The 17,618-nt window shown below is 42.2% G+C and carries 18 protein-coding genes and 1 riboswitch; of the genes, 4 read left to right on the top strand and 14 right to left on the bottom strand.

Features of this window, described 5'->3' with window-relative positions; all coding sequences use genetic code 11:
• Positions 1-38: 38 nt before the first annotated feature.
• From rplI to FH976_RS07505, 8 genes are all read right to left on the bottom strand, one after another.
• Positions 39-488 (bottom strand): 50S ribosomal protein L9, encoded by a 450-nt coding sequence (rplI, locus tag FH976_RS07540; protein ID WP_194090264.1) that lies wholly within the window; start codon positions 486-488, stop codon positions 39-41.
• Between the two features lie 36 nt (positions 489-524).
• The gene (gene rpsR / locus FH976_RS07535) at positions 525-752 is read right to left on the bottom strand and encodes a 30S ribosomal protein S18 (protein ID WP_027695404.1); all 228 of its coding nucleotides are present in this window, start codon (positions 750-752) and stop codon (positions 525-527) included.
• Positions 753-768: 16 nt separating this feature from the next.
• Complete coding sequence (gene priB, locus FH976_RS07530; RefSeq protein ID WP_194090263.1) at positions 769-1,071, bottom strand: primosomal replication protein N; 303 nt, start codon at positions 1,069-1,071, stop codon at positions 769-771.
• A gap of 6 nt (positions 1,072-1,077) precedes the next feature.
• A complete protein-coding gene (rpsF, locus tag FH976_RS07525) occupies positions 1,078-1,488 on the bottom strand; it encodes a 30S ribosomal protein S6 (RefSeq protein WP_194090262.1) in 411 nt (136 codons plus the stop codon).
• Positions 1,489-1,654: 166 nt separating this feature from the next.
• On the bottom strand, positions 1,655-2,641 hold the full coding sequence (locus FH976_RS07520) for a D-2-hydroxyacid dehydrogenase (RefSeq protein WP_194090261.1): 987 nt from the start codon (positions 2,639-2,641) through the stop codon (positions 1,655-1,657).
• 33 nt (positions 2,642-2,674) lie between these two features.
• Positions 2,675-3,412 (bottom strand): bifunctional tRNA pseudouridine(32) synthase/23S rRNA pseudouridine(746) synthase RluA, encoded by a 738-nt coding sequence (gene rluA, locus FH976_RS07515; protein ID WP_194090260.1) that lies wholly within the window; start codon positions 3,410-3,412, stop codon positions 2,675-2,677.
• A gap of 96 nt (positions 3,413-3,508) precedes the next feature.
• Positions 3,509-6,430: an RNA polymerase-associated protein RapA gene (rapA, locus tag FH976_RS07510; protein ID WP_194090259.1), complete on the bottom strand. Its 2,922-nt coding sequence runs from the start codon at positions 6,428-6,430 to the stop codon at positions 3,509-3,511.
• A gap of 58 nt (positions 6,431-6,488) precedes the next feature.
• Positions 6,489-6,641: a hypothetical protein gene (locus FH976_RS07505; RefSeq protein ID WP_194090258.1), complete on the bottom strand. Its 153-nt coding sequence runs from the start codon at positions 6,639-6,641 to the stop codon at positions 6,489-6,491.
• Positions 6,642-6,746: 105 nt separating this feature from the next.
• Here FH976_RS07505 and FH976_RS07500 point away from each other — a divergent pair, with 105 nt between their 5' ends.
• Both FH976_RS07500 and FH976_RS07495 read left to right on the top strand, forming a co-directional pair.
• A complete protein-coding gene (locus FH976_RS07500) occupies positions 6,747-8,174 on the top strand; it encodes a PhoH family protein (protein ID WP_194090257.1) in 1,428 nt (475 codons plus the stop codon).
• Positions 8,175-8,453: 279 nt separating this feature from the next.
• Positions 8,454-9,101: a hypothetical protein gene (locus tag FH976_RS07495; RefSeq protein ID WP_194090256.1), complete on the top strand. Its 648-nt coding sequence runs from the start codon at positions 8,454-8,456 to the stop codon at positions 9,099-9,101.
• Positions 9,102-9,203: 102 nt separating this feature from the next.
• Here FH976_RS07495 and thiQ read toward each other — a convergent pair whose 3' ends face one another.
• The 5 genes from thiQ to mpl form a co-directional block, all read right to left on the bottom strand.
• The gene (thiQ, locus tag FH976_RS07490; RefSeq protein WP_194090255.1) at positions 9,204-9,908 is read right to left on the bottom strand and encodes a thiamine ABC transporter ATP-binding protein; all 705 of its coding nucleotides are present in this window, start codon (positions 9,906-9,908) and stop codon (positions 9,204-9,206) included.
• Positions 9,908-11,584 (bottom strand): thiamine/thiamine pyrophosphate ABC transporter permease ThiP, encoded by a 1,677-nt coding sequence (thiP, locus tag FH976_RS07485; protein ID WP_194090254.1) that lies wholly within the window; start codon positions 11,582-11,584, stop codon positions 9,908-9,910. The genes thiQ and thiP overlap by 1 nt, the downstream gene beginning before the upstream one ends.
• A 56-nt stretch (positions 11,585-11,640) precedes the next feature.
• Positions 11,641-12,633 carry a thiamine ABC transporter substrate binding subunit gene (thiB, locus tag FH976_RS07480; protein ID WP_194090279.1) on the bottom strand — a complete coding sequence of 331 codons (993 nt, stop codon included), beginning with the start codon at positions 12,631-12,633 and terminating at the stop codon, positions 11,641-11,643.
• A 115-nt stretch (positions 12,634-12,748) separates the two neighbouring features.
• A riboswitch (TPP riboswitch) is annotated at positions 12,749-12,860 on the bottom strand.
• 54 nt (positions 12,861-12,914) lie between these two features.
• Positions 12,915-13,577, bottom strand: a complete 663-nt coding sequence (locus FH976_RS07475) for a flavin prenyltransferase UbiX (protein ID WP_194090253.1) — start codon at positions 13,575-13,577, stop codon at positions 12,915-12,917.
• 99 nt (positions 13,578-13,676) lie between these two features.
• Positions 13,677-15,035 (bottom strand): UDP-N-acetylmuramate:L-alanyl-gamma-D-glutamyl-meso-diaminopimelate ligase, encoded by a 1,359-nt coding sequence (mpl, locus tag FH976_RS07470; RefSeq protein ID WP_194090252.1) that lies wholly within the window; start codon positions 15,033-15,035, stop codon positions 13,677-13,679.
• A gap of 290 nt (positions 15,036-15,325) precedes the next feature.
• On the opposite strand from mpl, the gene fbp reads away from it, so the two are divergent.
• Both fbp and ppa read left to right on the top strand, forming a co-directional pair.
• Positions 15,326-16,336 (top strand): class 1 fructose-bisphosphatase, encoded by a 1,011-nt coding sequence (fbp, locus tag FH976_RS07465; RefSeq protein WP_194090251.1) that lies wholly within the window; start codon positions 15,326-15,328, stop codon positions 16,334-16,336.
• Between the two features lie 205 nt (positions 16,337-16,541).
• Positions 16,542-17,069 (top strand): inorganic diphosphatase, encoded by a 528-nt coding sequence (ppa, locus tag FH976_RS07460; RefSeq protein ID WP_194090250.1) that lies wholly within the window; start codon positions 16,542-16,544, stop codon positions 17,067-17,069.
• 106 nt (positions 17,070-17,175) lie between these two features.
• Here ppa and FH976_RS07455 read toward each other — a convergent pair whose 3' ends face one another.
• Positions 17,176-17,538 carry a DUF2799 domain-containing protein gene (locus FH976_RS07455; protein ID WP_194090249.1) on the bottom strand — a complete coding sequence of 121 codons (363 nt, stop codon included), beginning with the start codon at positions 17,536-17,538 and terminating at the stop codon, positions 17,176-17,178.
• Between the last annotated feature and the right edge of the window lie 80 nt (positions 17,539-17,618).

Genomic DNA, 17,618 nt, shown 5'->3' with positions numbered 1-17,618 from the left:
CGACTTAAAAAGTCGGTTTTTTTGTATTGCGTTGAGAGTTACTCAGCAACAACTTGTAATTTAACATCTGCAAAAACTTCAGAATGAAGTTGGATGCTAATGTCAAACTCACCGATGTTACGTAGTGCGCCTTCAGGAAGACGAACTTCGCTCTTAGAAACTTTAACGCCAGCTGCAGTAATTGCATCAGCAATATCGCGAGTACCGATAGAACCGAACAATTTACCTTCATCACCTGCTTTCGAAGCAAGTACAACGGCTTCTAGTGCATTGATTTGATCAGCGCGAGCTTGACAAGCAGCTAGTTGCTCAGCAACTTTAGCTTCTAGTTCAGCACGACGAGTTTCAAAAACTTCAACGTTAGCTTTAGTTGCCATAACTGCTTTACCTTGTGGGATAAGGAAGTTACGAGCGTAGCCAGATTTAACGTTTGCTTGGTCGCCAAGGTTGCCTAGGTTACCAATTTTATCAAGTAGAATAACTTGCATTATCTTAGTCCTCTTAAATTATTTAACTGCGACCAATTACAGATGCTTATCTGTATATGGAAGAAGTGCTAAATAACGAGAACGTTTGATAGCACGAGCTAGCTGACGCTGATATTTAGCGCTAGTACCAGTGATGCGGCTAGGTACGATTTTACCAGCTTCAGTGATGTAGTTTTTAAGAGTTGATACGTCTTTGTAATCAATCTCTTGTACGCCTTCTGCAGTAAAACGGCAGAATTTACGACGACGGAAGAAACGAGCCATGGGCTATCTCCTGATCTTAAATTTGAGTAATGTTGTCAGCATGTAGCACTAATTTTCCTAAACCATTTCGGCCAGTCTGATAAGCGACAAAACCGCCTACCTTAATGTTACTGCCTAGAACTAAATGTTGAGTTAATGCTTGTGACCTTTGCCCACTAACGACTACCTGTATACGACAATAAACTTGCCTTGGTAAATCGGCTTCCATCACTGTCGAACGATGCTCAAGGCTAAAAAAGCAATGGGCAATGCCAGCAGGACTTAGGCTTCTAACTGGAGCTTTAACGACATGGCCGCTTAACTCCAATCGATTGGTCATCAAATATTACTCAGCGTCTGCTTCTGGCTTAGCTTCTGGCTTAACTTCAGAACGCTCTTCACGATCTTCACGACGTGGAGCACGTTCAGCACGCTCTTCACGTACTTTAAGCATAATCGATTGCTCAGTCACAGCGCCTTTAGTGCGCATGATCATGTTACGTAAAACTGCATCGTTAAAACGGAAAGCAGTTTCTAGCTCGTCAATCACTTCTTGGCCAGCTTCTACGTTCATAAGAACATAGTGAGCTTTGTGAAGTTTGTTGATTGGGTAAGCCATTTGACGACGACCCCAATCTTCTAGACGGTGAATAGTACCGCCCGCTTCAGTGATAGAACCAGTGTAACGCTCGATCATGCCAGCCACTTGCTCGCTTTGATCAGGGTGCACCATGAATACGATTTCGTAATGACGCATAGGTTGCTCCTTACGGATTATTAGTTTCCACATGGGCTCGGCCGTCCGGAGGAAACAAGGAACGAAAAATATAAAAGACCGAGATTTCAGGACGGCGAATTGTATAAGAGGCAATCACTTTAGGCAAGGGAAATATTGAACGACCTATGCTTTAAAAAACGAGGCACTACACCACTCTATTTTGCTCAATCCCTTGCTGAAATTTCACTACATTATCCATCAATATATTACATAAGGTTTGAATAGAAGAATCGCTACCCCAAGCTACATGTGGGGTTAAGATCAAATTAGGTAGATCCATATTAGCAATTAATGGATTGGTTTCATCCGCGGGCTCTTGAGTAAAGACATCACAACCAGCGCCTGCAATGTGTTTACTTTTTAGTGCTGCAATTAAATCGGCTTCATTGACCAAACCGCCACGGCCCGCATTAATAAGAATCGCACTCGGCTTCATAGATTGAAGCTCAGGCTCTGCAATCAAATTATGAGTACTGTCACTTAATGGACAATGTAACGTTATTACATCTGCTTGTGACAATACTTGCTCAAACGGCACATAACCCGGTCGGCATTGTTTGCCCCCTTTACGCTCAGCGAATATCACTCGCATCCCTATCGATTTAGCCAGCTTCGCCACCGCCTGACCCAAGCTGCCGCTGCCGATAATACCTAATGTAGAATCCGCGACATCACCGATCGGGTGAGAAAAGAAACAAAACTGCTTTTGTTGTTGCCAAACACCCGCTGCAATATCTTGGTGATATCCCACTAAGTTACGCTTTAGCGCAAACATCATGGCGATCACGTGCTCTGGCACAGAACGAGTGCCGTACCCTTGCACATTGGCGACTGCAATTTGCTTATCACGACAATAAGCTAAATCAATATTATCGGTTCCGGTTGCCGCCACTGCAATTAAACGTAGATTGGGTGCATGTGCTAAAACCTCTGCGGTCAGTTTGACTTTATTGGTGATCACAATATCAGCCGCTTGAATACGCTCAATAATTTGATCTGGCTCGGTCAAATCAAACTGCTGAAACTGATGTTCAAAGGTTAAGTTAGGGATACTGATTTGGTTCGGAATAGTGGCAACATCAAGAAAAACTACCGTAGGTTTACTTGGTAGGTTACGCGGCGTTATCGTCATAAAAAATCCTTTCTAAGATTCAGCCCTGCTCAATTAAGGACAAGGCAATGTTTTATAATCGGGCAATTTAGAGGGCGGGTTATAATGTTCTAAAAGCTGAGCTTCAACATCAGGGTAAAAATCACACTGAACAAAAATCGTCGACAACCTCAAATTTCGCGGATGGTAAAAACCTAACTCAGCCGAATGCAGTTGTAAACGATCCGAAAAAGCAAATGCCTCAGGAGTCGCATAAAATTCATCACCAACAATAGGATGACCAATCGACATCATATGCACTCTAAGCTGATGAGAACGACCAGTAATAGGCAGTAAGCGTACAACGGTGGTTTTGTCTTCTCTCGCAACGACTTGATAACGAGTAAGCGATGGTTTGCCATCTTGAGTACACACTTTTTGTCGTGGTCGATTTGGCCAATCGCAAATTAAGGGCAAATCAATCTCACCTTCATCTTGCTCAACACATCCCCACACACGGGCGTAATACATTTTATGGGTTAAGCGATATTGAAACTGCTTCTTAATATGTCGCTCTGCTGATTTAGTCAACGCAAATAGCATTAAACCAGAAGTCGCCATATCCAAACGATGTACCACTTGAATATCTGGATAATCTTCACGCAAGCGACTCCACAGGCTGTCGTGGTGCTCAGGTAAACGCCCAGGAATAGACAGTAAACCAGCCGGCTTATTGGCCACTAAAATATGATTATCTTGGTAGACAATTTCAGTCCAAGGATCGGTAGGAGGAAAGTATTCGAGTAAAGCCATAACCAAACGTCTCTAGGTATGAGCGCTGACGCCTAAAATCCAATAACAATGAAGATCAAGGCGGCAGAGCTAAGGTCTCTATCTATTAAAAATTGCCTATTGATGGGCAACCACAATCAAACGCAATGAATCCAGTTGCAGTTGAGCACTTTCAATATAGCCCGACAACTGCTGCATTTGTTGCTCAAGAATGTCAATCTCTTCATCTCGTATATTCGGATTCACCGCTTTTAATGCCAGCAAGCGCTCTAATTCGCCATTGAGTTTTTGCTGCATTTCGCTATTCGCACTATGACGAACCTCATCTAAACGAGGCAATACCGCTTGCTCGGCTTGTTCAATCAAGGCGTGAATTTGGTCTTGCACCGAACTCGCCACTTTACTCGCCATATGACGATTAATTGGGCTAAGTTGACGATTAAAGGTATCAAACGGTACTTGTTCTGATAATTCATTGCCTTTGGCATCCATTAATAAACGGATTGGCGTTTTAGGTAAGAATTGATTGATTCCACTGCGTTTTGGAGCTTGTGCATCCACAACATACACCAGCTCTAAAAATAGAGTACCGACAGGCAATGCTTTATTTTTAAGTAAAGATACCGCATTAGTACCAACACCTTCGCTCAACAGTAAATCAATCCCGCCTTGGATCATTGGGTGCTCCCAACTGATGAAGTGCATATCTTCACGCGACAATGCCGTATCACGATCAAAGGTAATCGTTGCGCCTTCATAAGGTAGTCCTGGGTAGCTTGGCACCATCATATGTTCAGATGGTGTCACCACTAACGCATTCTCACCTTTGTCATCTTGATTTAAACCAATCGTATCAAACAGGCTTAAAGAAAACGTAACCAGATTGGTGTCATTATCACCCGCGGCAATCGTTTTGGTAATTTTCTGCGCTTTTTCACCACCATTGGAGTGAATTTCGAGTAAACGATCTCGACCTTGCTCTAACTGGGATTTCAGCGTTTTATTTAGCTTGGCTGAATCTTCTACCAACTCATTTAAATCATCGATATTAATCGCGGCCAACATTGCCACCAGCTGATCAGAATATTGGTCATAAACCGAACGACCTGTCGGGCACGTCTCTGCAAAAGCATTAAGCCCATGATGATACCAATGCGCCAAAATTGATTGTGCAGAATCCGTAAGGTACGGTACAAACACATCAATATCGCGCATTTGCCCAATACGATCTAAACGACCAATACGTTGTTCAAGTAAATCGGGATTAAACGGCAAATCAAACATCACAAGTTGATTGGCAAACTGGAAGTTACGCCCCTCAGAACCAATCTCTGAACAAATAAGAACCTGCGCCCCACCTTCTTCTTGTGCAAAATAAGCCGCCGCTTTATCTCGTTCTAAAATCGACATGCCTTCATGGAATACCGTGGCGCGAATACCTTCACGTTCACGCAATGCTTGCTCAAGCTGCAATGCGGTTGTGGCACGCGAGGCGATCACTAATATCTTTTCCGACCGTTTCGCCAGCACTTTATCCAACAGCCAACTGACGCGAGGATCAAAACTCCACCAAGAAGATTTATCGCCTTCTAAGTCTTGAAGAATTTCTTCTGGATATAGGTTTTTGATGGCTTGGGTGGTTTCGGGTAAATCGCCATCCATCATTTTTGCTACACGCATCGCTCGCGTATATTGCTCTGGCATTGGCATTTCTAGTAGATGCACATTACGAGTTGGAAAACCTTGAATCGCGGCGCGGGTATTACGGAACAAAATACGCCCAGTCCCATGGCGATCCATTAAGTTATCAATTAACTCTTGGCGCGCTAGCACTTTTTGCTCAATATCAAATTCTGCTTGTGAACTACAACCATCTAAAATACGAAAGAGTGGTTCGGCATCTTGCTCTGACAATAATTCAGTAATGCTATTTTTTTCATCGTTGGTGAGTGATTTCCCAGATTCTAGACTGGTGACCGCTTCTGCCACTGGCGCGTATTGTTGCTCTTCTTTTACAAACGTTGGGTAATCAAAGAAGCGATCTGGGTCAAGCAAGCGCAAACGTGCAAAGTGGCTTTCATGCCCAAGCTGCTCTGGGGTTGCAGTCAGCAATAACACCCCGGCAATATTTGCGGCTAACGCTTCAACCATTTCATACTTACGACTTGGCGCTTCACGGCTCCACTCTAAATGGTGCGCTTCATCAACCACCAACAGATCCCATTTAGCCGCTAGAGCTTGCTCATAACGCTTCGAATGCTTGCACAAGAAATCTAATGAGCACAATACATACTGCTGAGTATCAAATGGATTGCCTTCTGATTCAGACTCAATACAACGCTCTTCATCAAACACTGAAAAATGCAGGTTAAAACGACGCAACATTTCCACAAGCCACTGATGCTGCAAGGTTTCAGGCACCACAATAAGAATGCGTTCAGAGCGACCAGTCAGCACTTGTTGGTGAATAATCATCCCCGCTTCAATGGTTTTACCTAAACCCACTTCATCGGCGAGTAAAACACGAGGCGCATGACGTCGACCCACTTCATGGGCAATATAAAGTTGATGCGGAATAAGGCCAGCACGCATACCACAAAGACCACGCATTGGACTCTTATGTTGTTGGTATTGATTCGAGAGTGCGTGATAGCGCAACACAAAATTGTCCATGCGATCAATTTGACCGGCAAATAATTTGTCTTGCGGTTTATTAAAACGAATTTGGTTATTAAGAAATATTTCACGTAATACAACGTCGGTTTCTTGCGTATCTTGGCGAGTACCAATATAAGTCAACACATCAGCATCAACCTTTAATGTCTCAACTTTTAAGCTCCAGCCTTCTTGGCTTTCAATCACATCGCCAACATTAAAAATCACACGAGTGATCGGCGCATCGCTACGAGCATAGAGCCTATTTTCTTCAGAAGCGGCATACATCACAGTCACGGTACGCGCATCTAATGCGACAATAGTACCTAAACCTAAATCACTTTCTGTATCACTAATCCAACGCTGACCTAACGCAAATATCATGTAATCGACTACCTCTAACCAAATCAAAAAATTCTTATTAATACGCCTAAACACACCATTATTTTAGTGCTAAATAAGCTGTTTTTCTCGTAAAAGCAAAGATCCAAGAAAAATAAAGACAAGCATAACGCTCATCGATAAAAAGCCGCACATAGTACTGCACAGCGCCTTTTTTATCACCTTGAATCGCATTAATTTTGTGGACTGACATAAAAGTGTCAATATTTAAGCGCTATTGTAAGGTCGAAAGCAAAAAACTTTCATATACTAAGAAAGTACATTGCTTGCCTTCCGCTTGGTGGAAAAAGGAGATGCTATGGGCACAATCAAAAAGACGCAAAACTGCGATACTCAGCACGATAAATCATCGCGCAAACTCTTTGTCCTTGATACCAATATTCTACTACACGAACCCCACGCTATTTACTCATTCCAAGAACACGATGTCGTCATTCCGATGACCGTATTAGAAGAACTTGATCGAATAAAAGACAGTAAGCGCGATGTAGCGCGAGATGCCAGAGTCGCAATTCGTGCATTAGAAGCCATTTTTCACGACGCTACGCCAGAAGAAATATCGACCGGTATTCCATTTGGAAAGCAGATAACCGATAGCAATCATGTCAGCGGAACTATTTCCATTTTGGCTGATTTTGACATCCAAGACAGCGACAAAGCCTTTGCCGATAAAGCGGGTGATAATCGAATCCTCAATGGTGTACTTTCACTGCAAAATAGCAGCGCTCCGCGAGAAGTCGTGTTAATCACCAAAGATATAAATATGCGCTTGCGTGCTAAAGGCGCCGGTGTTGAGCATGTTGAGGATTACCGCACTGACCAACTGATTGATGATGTGCAATTTCTTACCAAAGGTTTTACTGAATATAAAGGCAACTTTTGGGATAACTTTAAACAAGTTGAAAGCAAAAATATCGGCAGTAAAACCTTTCATACTGTCGATCGTGAAGGGCTTGAGCCAACCTACATCAACCAATATCTAATAGATGAAGATAGCGACTTTGCTGGCCGCGTTGAAGAACTCACGCCAACCACGGCCAAAATTCGTGATTTAGGCCGAGAACATTTATTACACCGGCAAGCTTGGGATGTTCGATCTAAAAATATTTATCAAGGCATGGCACTGAATGCCTTACTCGATCCGGATATCGATTTAGTTATTTTAACTGGAGCAGCAGGAAGCGGAAAAACCATACTTGCAATGGCGGCTGCACTGGAAATGACTATAGAAAAGAAAATATTCGATAAGATCATCGTGACCCGAAACACACCCGATATCGGGGAAGCAATTGGTTTCTTACCGGGAACGGAAGAAGAAAAAATGTTGCCTTGGCTTGCCGCCATCACTGACACACTCGAAGCACTGCATAAGAATGATCACAATACGGAGGGATCACTAAAATACATCTGTGATAAAGCCAATATTCAATTCAAATCGATTAACTTTATGCGTGGTCGTTCCATCCAAAATGCCTTTGTGCTTCTGGATGAATGTCAAAATCTCACCGCTTCACAAATTAAAACCATCATCACTCGCTGTGGTGAGGGCAGCAAAATTGTTTGCTCTGGTAACTTGGCGCAAATAGATTCTACCTACTTAACCCCTGTCACCTCTGGTTTAACTTATATTGTTGAGAGATTTAAAAGCTTTGAAGGTAGTGTCAACGTCCATTTAAATGGCGTAGTACGAAGCCGCTTGGCTGAGTTTGCTGAAGAGAACTTATAGTGTCTAACGTTGCAGCTAATTCAGGCTGCAACGTTAATTATATTAAAAGCTAAACCGCTTTTAAAAACTTAACACAACAAAATAGATAGCTGTTTGAGTCTATTTCATTTGAGATAATATCAATTTTTTATGATTTATAGGAATATCATATGAAAAATGAATCTAAACTTAACATTGGTTTAAACAATAAAACGTAGCTAGAATCGTCCGCTTCTTTCACTCCCCTCGTAAAAACTGATATACCCATCACATTTTTACAGCGTTTACCTAGGTTTTCATATGAACAATACCCAAAAACTGCAAGTGATTCGACGCGCAACACTACGATTTTTAGTGTTATCGGTTTTGGTGTCTTTACCTGTAATGTGTGTCCGTATTGATATGTTTTATTTGCATAATGGACTTAGCGAAATTTCCCTCACCGAACTATTACAAGAAACAATCCTCTTTATTTCAGTTTGTCTATTTGGCTATATTGCCAAAAAAGAACCCGCAACCCGTCACGCTTATGTGCTGGTAACTGGTTTTTTTGCTTGCTTATTGATCCGAGAATTTGACGAATTTCTTGACCTCATATTCCATGGTTTTTGGGTTGTTCCAGCCTTAATCGTTGCGGCAACTGCCATCGGCTACGCTTGGAGTGATAAACAAAAAACGCTTGATGGTTTATGCGCACATATCCTCGATAGAAACAGTGTCTCGATGACTGTCGGGCTTTGTATTTTACTTGTTTTCTCTCGCATCTTTGGGATGGGTAGCTTATGGGACGGGCTCATGGGTGACGCATCTGTCAGGGCGGTAAAAATAGTGGCGGAAGAAGGCACGGAAGTTCTCGGCTATGTCATTATGTTCTATTCCGCACTGTGTTACTTCATGGACTTTAAGCGTAGCCAAACTTTAGATAAAACGACGCAACCGAATAACTAATCCGATATACGAGAATACCTAACGTTAAATAGATTAATAAAGATCGATAAAAAATGGAGGCCATTCGCAGTCTCCATTTTTCATTATTACCTGCACACAAAATCACTGAATAAAAGCGGCCAGCTGAGGTGTGATTTGTTTAGAAAATAACATCTCCATACTTCCACTTTCACAGATTTTCCCCTGCTGCATAAAAGCAAAATGTGTCGCCATATTTTTAGCATCTGAAACATGGTGGGTGACCATAACTACGCTCACTTTTCTCTCATCTGCTAACCGCTTAACGAGTTGTAGCATATCTTCGCGTAATACCGGATCCAGTGCTGAAAAGGGCTCATCTAATAACCAAATTGAATGCGACTGAACAAAACAACGTGCCAATGCAACACGCTGCTTTTGCCCGCCAGATAACTGTTCTGGCAGTCTATCTAGCATATCTTCCAATCCTACTTGCTGCGCGGCTTGCTCGACCTGTTGTTTGTCGCTTGCTGTTAGCTTCAACCCGGGATGCAAACCTAAACCAATATTATCGCGCACGCTTAAATGAGTGAATAAATTATGTTCTTGGAACAGCATTGCCACTGAACGTTGATGTGGCGGTAATCCTAAAACACTTTTTCTTTGCACTTGAATATCACCGCTTATGGGTTCGATAAATCCAGCAACCAAACTCAGCAAAGTTGACTTCCCAGAACCGCTTGGCCCCATTAAAGCGAGGATTTGTCCTTGTTCGAGCTGGCAATCAAATTCAAAACGTTCTTGTTCATAATGATAAACCACTTGTTGTAATGATAAGACGCAACTCATCAATGACTTTCCTCTTGATTACTGACAGTGTTGTTTTTCGGACTAAGGCGATTATTACTTTGAGACTTATTACTTTGAGGCTTATTGTTTTGAGGCTTATTCGCTTGTTTAAAGACCGTTTCTATTAGTGCAAAACACAACACACTAAATAGCAATAAACATAATGCGACAACCGCTGCTGACTGCATTTGATAACTGCCTAATAATTGGAATAAATACAGCGGCAAGGTAGTAAAAGATTGGCTACCAAATAAGGCAATAGCACTAAGATCCCCCATCGCAAACATAAAGCTGATCGCAAAAGCATGGGCAATCGGCTTGTTCAACGCTCGCCATTCGATCAAGCGAAAACGTGACCAACCCTTCATCCCTAAACTGGCGCAAATATATTGATATTGCTGTGCAATTTGCAGCATAGGTTGGGCCAGTGTTTTAATCACATAGGGCAGCGCCATCAAGCTATTGACCAGAATCACCACCCAGAAAGCTAAGCTGAATACATCCACCTGATCACGAAGCAATAAAAACAATCCCGTGCTTATCACAATACCGGGCGTCACTAAAATAATCGTGCCGAGTAACTCAATGCCATGCGATCGATTCACATGACCTTTTAAGTGCCATGCTCGACTGGTCATTAAGATTCCAATACCTAAGCATAATGCGAGGCTACTGGCTAAAATAGCCACTTGAACGGAAGACCATAACGCCTGCCAAAACTGGCTGTTTTGCAAGATGATCAGAGCTTTGGGGTTGATTCCTTGCCACACCACCATGATTAACGGCGGTAATACCACCAGCATCGAGAATCCAATCCACACACCATCCCATAACTTTAATGCCCAATTCGATTGAGTGCCTAATATCAGTCCAGAATGAGCCTGACTGGCTGGAAGTGTACGGCTAAACTTTAAAATAGTGAGGCTTAATAATCCGCATAATACCATTTGCCACAATGCTAAAATCGCGCCAGATTGCAAGTCAAAATCAAATTTTATCGCTTGATAAATAGCCAGCTCAATGGTGGTGGATTTCGGCCCGCCCCCCAACGCCATTACCGTTGAGAAACTGGTGAAGCACAGCATGAAGACTAATCCCGCCACATGCGGTAATTGCTGCTTGATACGTGGCCATTCCACAAGATAAAATTTTTGCCATGGGTTCATTCCTAAATGCGCACACAATTTATGTTGCTCAAACGGAATCGACTCTAATGATTGCAGCAACAAACGACTGGCATACGGAAGATTAAAAAAGACATGAGCAACTAAGATGCCATTTAAACCATAAATAGAAAAAGGTAATTTACGGTCAAATAGTGTAAATAAATCAGCCAATAAACCACTGTTGCCTAAAATAGCCAAGATCCCAAACACACCAACTAATACTGGCAGCACTAAGGTCGATGCAAACAATTTCAGTAATAAGCCTTTACCTTTAAATTGACGACGAGATAAAGCATGCGCCACGGGGATCGCAAGCCCTACACTCAATAGCGTGGAGAAAAAGGCTTGGTAAAAACTAAAATAGGTAATGTGCCGATAATAGTCATCTTGCCATATCCAGCTTAGATTTAGAGTTGGCGCATATTGAATTAACGCGCCGATGCTGGCGAGTACAAACAAGCCAATACCAATCGCAATCCAGATTCCTAACTTAGGAATAGACCCATTCATCACAAACCTATTCCCATTAGCTTACTATTCCCGTCGTATTACCGCGCATCATCATATTAGTTTGAGAGCGCCGATTGCCACTCTCTCGTCCATGGCTTAAGCTCTTTTGCCACTTGTTTAGGATCCAAACTCAACATTTTGCTTGGCACACTTAACTGCTCATAGCCTTTTGGCAAGGTGATACCGGTGACTGGGTACATCCAGTTGGCGGTCGCCATTTGATTTTGGAAATCATCACTCAAAATAAACTGCATGAACTCATCGGCAAGTTTTGGGTGTTGGCTACTTTTCACTTTCGCGGCCAATTCAATTTGGGTGTAATTCCCTTCGGTAAAACTCGCCGCCGCATAATTATCATCGTTTTCAGCAATAATATGATAAGCCGGAGATGTGCTGTAAGAGAGCACCATATCCGACTCGCCTTTTAAGAACATCGAATAAGATTCAGACCAACCTTTTGTGACCGTGACGGTTTTCTTGGCCAATTTTTGCCATGCTTGGGGCGCTTTATCGCCATACACTGATTTCATCCACAACAATAAACCTTGCCCTGTAATCGAGGTGCGGGGATCTTGATAAATAATGTTGAAGTCATCACGATCCACCAACTCTTTTAAACTCTTTGGCGGATTCTTCATTTTCTGCTTGTTATACACAAAAGCAAAATAGCCATAATCAAACGGGACAAATAACGAATTATTCCAACCTCCCGGCATGGTGATGTTAGACATATCGACATGATGTGGTGCCAGTAACCCCGTTTGCTCGGCTTGATCCATGATGTTGTTATTTAGACCAAGCAGCACATCGGCTTTACTATTCTTACCCTCTAAACGTAAACGGCTCAATACCGAACCACCATCGTCTAATGCGACAAAATTCAGTTCACAACCACACTTAGCTTCAAACGCTTTTTTTACTGCAGGCCCCGGCCCCCAATCAGAAGTAAAAGAGTCGTAGGTATAAACGGTTAAGACTTCTTTGTCAGCCGCTTGTGCATTAAAAGAAAAAGATAACAAGACAGGCAAGGCTAACGCGCTAAAAACCATTTTGGCTTTCGTGGTTATTGAGCCAATAGAATGTGAATGTAAATGTGTAATCGAAGTAGAAAAGATGTCGTTCACTAGAATATCCTTTTTAGTGAGCGGCACAGGAGAATAAGTAGGGAGATCCAGACTCAATTCCTACGCCAGCATTATCTGGTTCAGGTTCACGGGTCTCTTTTTCAACCGAAAGAAAAAAAAGATCTCAGCACAAGGCTCCCCGATGAGTATTTTGATTGTATTAAATTGTCGATTATTAGGCTAGCGACTCATTCATAAACGGCGTGTTAATCACGCTGATCATATCCCCAACGCGGTACTAATCCTTGTTCAATACCCAGGTGATCTAACATTCGCGCGACCATGAAATCAATCAAATCGTTAATGGTTTTAGGTTGATGATAGAAACCCGGTGCAGCAGGCATAATTGTCACCCCCATTTGAGAAAGTTTATGCATATTCTCAAGATGCAATGTCGAGAATGGCGTTTCACGTACCACCAGCAACAGTTGACCACGCTCCTTCATCACCACATCGGCAGCCCGTTCAATTAAGTTATCCGAGAGGCCATGCGCAATCGATGCCACACTACCTGCCGAACAAGGACACACAACCATTTGTTTTGGTGCAGCCGAACCTGAGGCCACCGGCGAGAACCAATCTTCTTTGCCGCATACGATAAGCTTCTCACTCTCAATCAACTTTTTATGCGTGCTCATCTGGTCGAAATTGCGATTTAAATGCTCAATCAATATTTTTTGCGCCGCTTGTGGGCCACTCGGTAGTTTTAAACCATGTTCCGTTGCCATCACCACTCGCGCAGCGGAAGAAATCAATAAATACACCGTATAATCGGCGGCAAGCAAACACTCCAATAAACGCAGGCCATAAGGTGCGCCTGAGGCTCCAGTGAAAGCTAACGTAATATGTTTATTTGATGATTGATTCATTATTCTTCCTTAACTCTTAACTTAGCAAAAAGATCATCATGATCTCTTTGCCTATTATGATCTTTTTGCTAAGACACCTTTTTACTTATGATGATCTTTTTACTTTTTATCGGCTAATGCTTGTAATAGCTTGGCATGGATCCCTCCAAAGCCCCCATTACTCATCACTAAGATCTGATCGCCCTCATTAGCTTGTGCCACCACTCGCTGCACTAATTCATCAATATCATCTTCAACAAAAGCCGTTTGGCTACATTGATCAGCAACTGATTGAACTGACCATTTAATATTATTAGGTTGGTATAACGCCACTACATCGGCATGCTTAAAAGCCGCGGCGAGAGTTTGTTGATGTACTCCCATCTTCATGGTGCTTGAACGTGGTTCAAATACGGCAATAATTTTACGTTCACCCACCTTATTACGCAGGCCATCAAGGGTGAGATCAATCGCGGTTGGATGATGAGCAAAATCATCATAAACCGTCACGCCAGCTTCAATGCCTTTAAGCTCTAAACGACGTTTGGTATTAATAAATTTCCCTAACGCTTCACAAGCAAGATCAACAGTGACTCCTACATGACGTGCGGCAGCAATCGCCATCAAGGCATTATTGACATTATGATCGCCAACCAACTCCCATTTCACTTCACCACCAAGTTGACCATCAAGGTAAACATTAAAATGACTGCCATCTTTTTTCACTTTGTCTGCTTTCCAGTGACCATCATCGCCAATATGCTCAAGCTCACTCCAGCAACCACGCTTAATCACATCCTCTAACCCTGCATCATTAGTTGGAGTAAGAATGCGACCATTACCCGGAATAGTACGCACTAAATGGTGAAATTGACGCTTGATCGCTTCCAGATCATCAAAGATATCCGCATGATCGAACTCAAGATTATTCATCACTAAGGTGCGAGGATGGTAGTGCACAAACTTAGAACGCTTATCGAAAAAAGCACTGTCATATTCATCCGCTTCCACCACGAAAAACATGCTATCGCCTAAACGTGCCGACACACCAAAATTACCAAGTACTCCCCCAACAAGGAAACCAGGAGCGTAACCACAATCTTCTAAAATCCAAGACAGCATACTGGAGGTTGTGGTTTTACCATGGGTACCCGCCACCGCCAGTACCCAGCGATCATGCAACAAAAACTCTTGCAACCATTGCGGACCAGAGGTGTATTTAAGGTTATGATTTAAGACATATTCCACACACGGATTACCACGACTCATTGCGTTACCAATCACAACTAAATCAGGCGCAGGATTTAATTGAGACGGGTCAAATCCTTCAATTATTTCAATACCTTGCGACTCTAACAAGGTGCTCATCGGTGGGTAAACATTGGCATCACTACCCGTCACTTTATGCCCAAGCTGACGCGCTAATACCGCGGCTCCGCCCATGAAAGTGCCACAAATACCAAGAATATGAATATGCATAATAAGGTTTCCTGCCCATAACCGTAGAGCTGATTATAAATTGTCAAAATTGCGGTGAATAGTAACGTAAACACAAGAAAATGTATGGTGGATTTCAATAATTTTATCGTTAAAACTAGAGACAATAAAAGCTCACTTGCTTAAGTCCACATTTATCTAATTTGCTCGCTTACTTCATTACCATAAATAAGATTCTAGATTTACAATCCGGAAGCAAATATTCAAAACATCATACAACGGCGCTCCCCCTTTATTACTTATGACAAATTAAACGACAAAAAGGATCTGTTATGTCGACAACCCGCACCTTAGGCGAGTTTATTGTTGAAAACCAACATCATTTTCCACATGCCAGTGGTGATCTTTCTTCCCTGCTTGGCTCCATCAAACTGGCTGCAAAAATTGTCAATCGTGAAATAAATAAAGCTGGATTAGTCGATATTACTGGCTCCGTTGGCGCGGAAAACATTCAAGGTGAAGAGCAACAAAAGCTCGATCTTTATGCCAATGATAAATTCAAGGCTGCACTTGAAGCACGCGATCAAGTGTGCGGAGTCGCAAGCGAAGAAGAAGATGAAGCCGTAGCTTTTAATAAAGATCTCAATAAAAATGCAAAGTACGTCGTATTAATGGATCCACTCGATGGTTCATCTAATATTGATGTCAATGTATCCGTTGGGACTATTTTCTCTATTTACCGCCGAGTTTCACCCATTGGCAGCGCACCGACTCAAGAAGATTTCTTGCAACCAGGTCATAAACAAGTGGCGGCTGGCTATATTATTTATGGATCGTCCACCATGTTGGTGTACACCACAGGAAATGGTGTACACGGCTTTACTTATGATCCATCCCTTGGTGTGTTCTGCTTATCTCATGAAAGAATGATGATCCCACAGGTTGGTTCTATCTACTCGATTAACGAAGGTAACTATATTCGTTTTCCAACAGGCATTAAGAAGTACATTAAATATTGCCAAGAAAACGTGCCTGAAGACAATCGCCCTTATACATCTCGCTACATTGGTTCATTAGTCGCTGACTTTCATCGAAATTTGTTAAAAGGCGGTGTGTACTTATATCCAAGTACTGAAAGTCACCCTAGCGGCAAACTGCGTTTATTATATGAATGCAACCCCATCGCTTTCTTAATGGAACAAGCAGGTGGTAAAGCGACCGATGGTTATCAACGTATTATGGATATCAAACCAACGGAGTTACACCAACGTGTGCCTTTTGTAGTGGGATCACCTGTCATGGTTGAAAAAGTAGAATCATTCCTGGAGCAATTTCCAGACTAAGCGGTATTAGCATACCTCTAAGCTATTATTATAATCGCAATGTGAGCAACTCTCGCTCTCATTGCGATCTTCTATATTCGTTTTATTTGAGGGTCATGTATTCTTTTTCATCATTTCAACCGCACACTGATAACCTTCCTGCTACAAAATATCGACAAGTCACGTTATAATCTGGCGGTTAATTACTTTTATAAAAGGAGCCCCAATGAGCTTAAATCATGTCCCAGCAGGTAAATCACTACCCGATGATCTTTACGTGGTTATCGAAATCCCAGCCAATGCTGACCCAATTAAATATGAAGTCGATAAAGACAGCGGTGCACTATTTGTAGATCGCTTAATGTCAGCTCCAATGTTTTATCCATGTAACTATGGCTATGTAAACAACACTTTATCTTTAGATGGCGACCCAGTAGACGTATTGGTTCCAACTCCATTTCCATTAATGCCAGGTTCAGTCATTCGCTGTCGTCCAGTTGGCGTATTGAAAATGACAGATGAATCTGGTGAAGATGCAAAAGTGATTGCGGTCCCACACAGTAAGCTATCGAAAGAATACGACCACATTCAAGATATTGGCGATGTTTCTACGCTATTAAAAGCTCAGATTACCCATTTCTTTGAGCGTTACAAAGATCTTGAAGAAGGCAAGTGGGTAAAAGTCGATGGTTGGGAAGATGTCGCTTCTGCCCGCCAAGAGATTTTAGAATCTTTTGAGCGCGCTAAAAAATAATTTTTACTCAATACACCTATTAACATAAAACCCTCAATAATTATTTTTAAATCATTGAGGGTTTTTTATATAGATACCATATCATTAGAATAGGTGTTCAAAAGGACTACATACCACCATGGTTAGATTGCATTCCCGACATATAATCTTGGCGGAAGAAAGGATCCATATTATCGCAAATGCCACGGTAAGGCTGTCCTGTTGAGCCTAGCCATGATGCATTTTGACCACAATATTGTTTTTGACCAATAAGATAACCTTGATGATAAGCATCCGATGCTTCATTGCTCAGCATCGTCAAACCACTTTTAGTCGCTAAGTCTTGCTTAGAGTGTTCAACAAAACCTTTGCTTGCACGTTCTTGACCATAAGCTTGCCAAGCTTGAGCATTGCTACTGTTTGGCATTGTATTTTGCGATGCACAACCCGCAAGAATGATGATGGTTACGAATAAAAATAAACGTTTCATAGCTATTCTCCATCATTAACACCTTAACCAATACGGCTCTCATGGCTTTTTTGTTCACTTTTTATTCAAAGTAATTAATA

Source organism: Vibrio hibernica (assembly GCF_015223435.1).
Taxonomy (GTDB): domain Bacteria; phylum Pseudomonadota; class Gammaproteobacteria; order Enterobacterales; family Vibrionaceae; genus Vibrio; species Vibrio hibernica.
The sequence above is the reverse complement of the archived record's forward strand: the minus strand, read 5'-3'. Positions and strand labels throughout refer to the sequence as shown.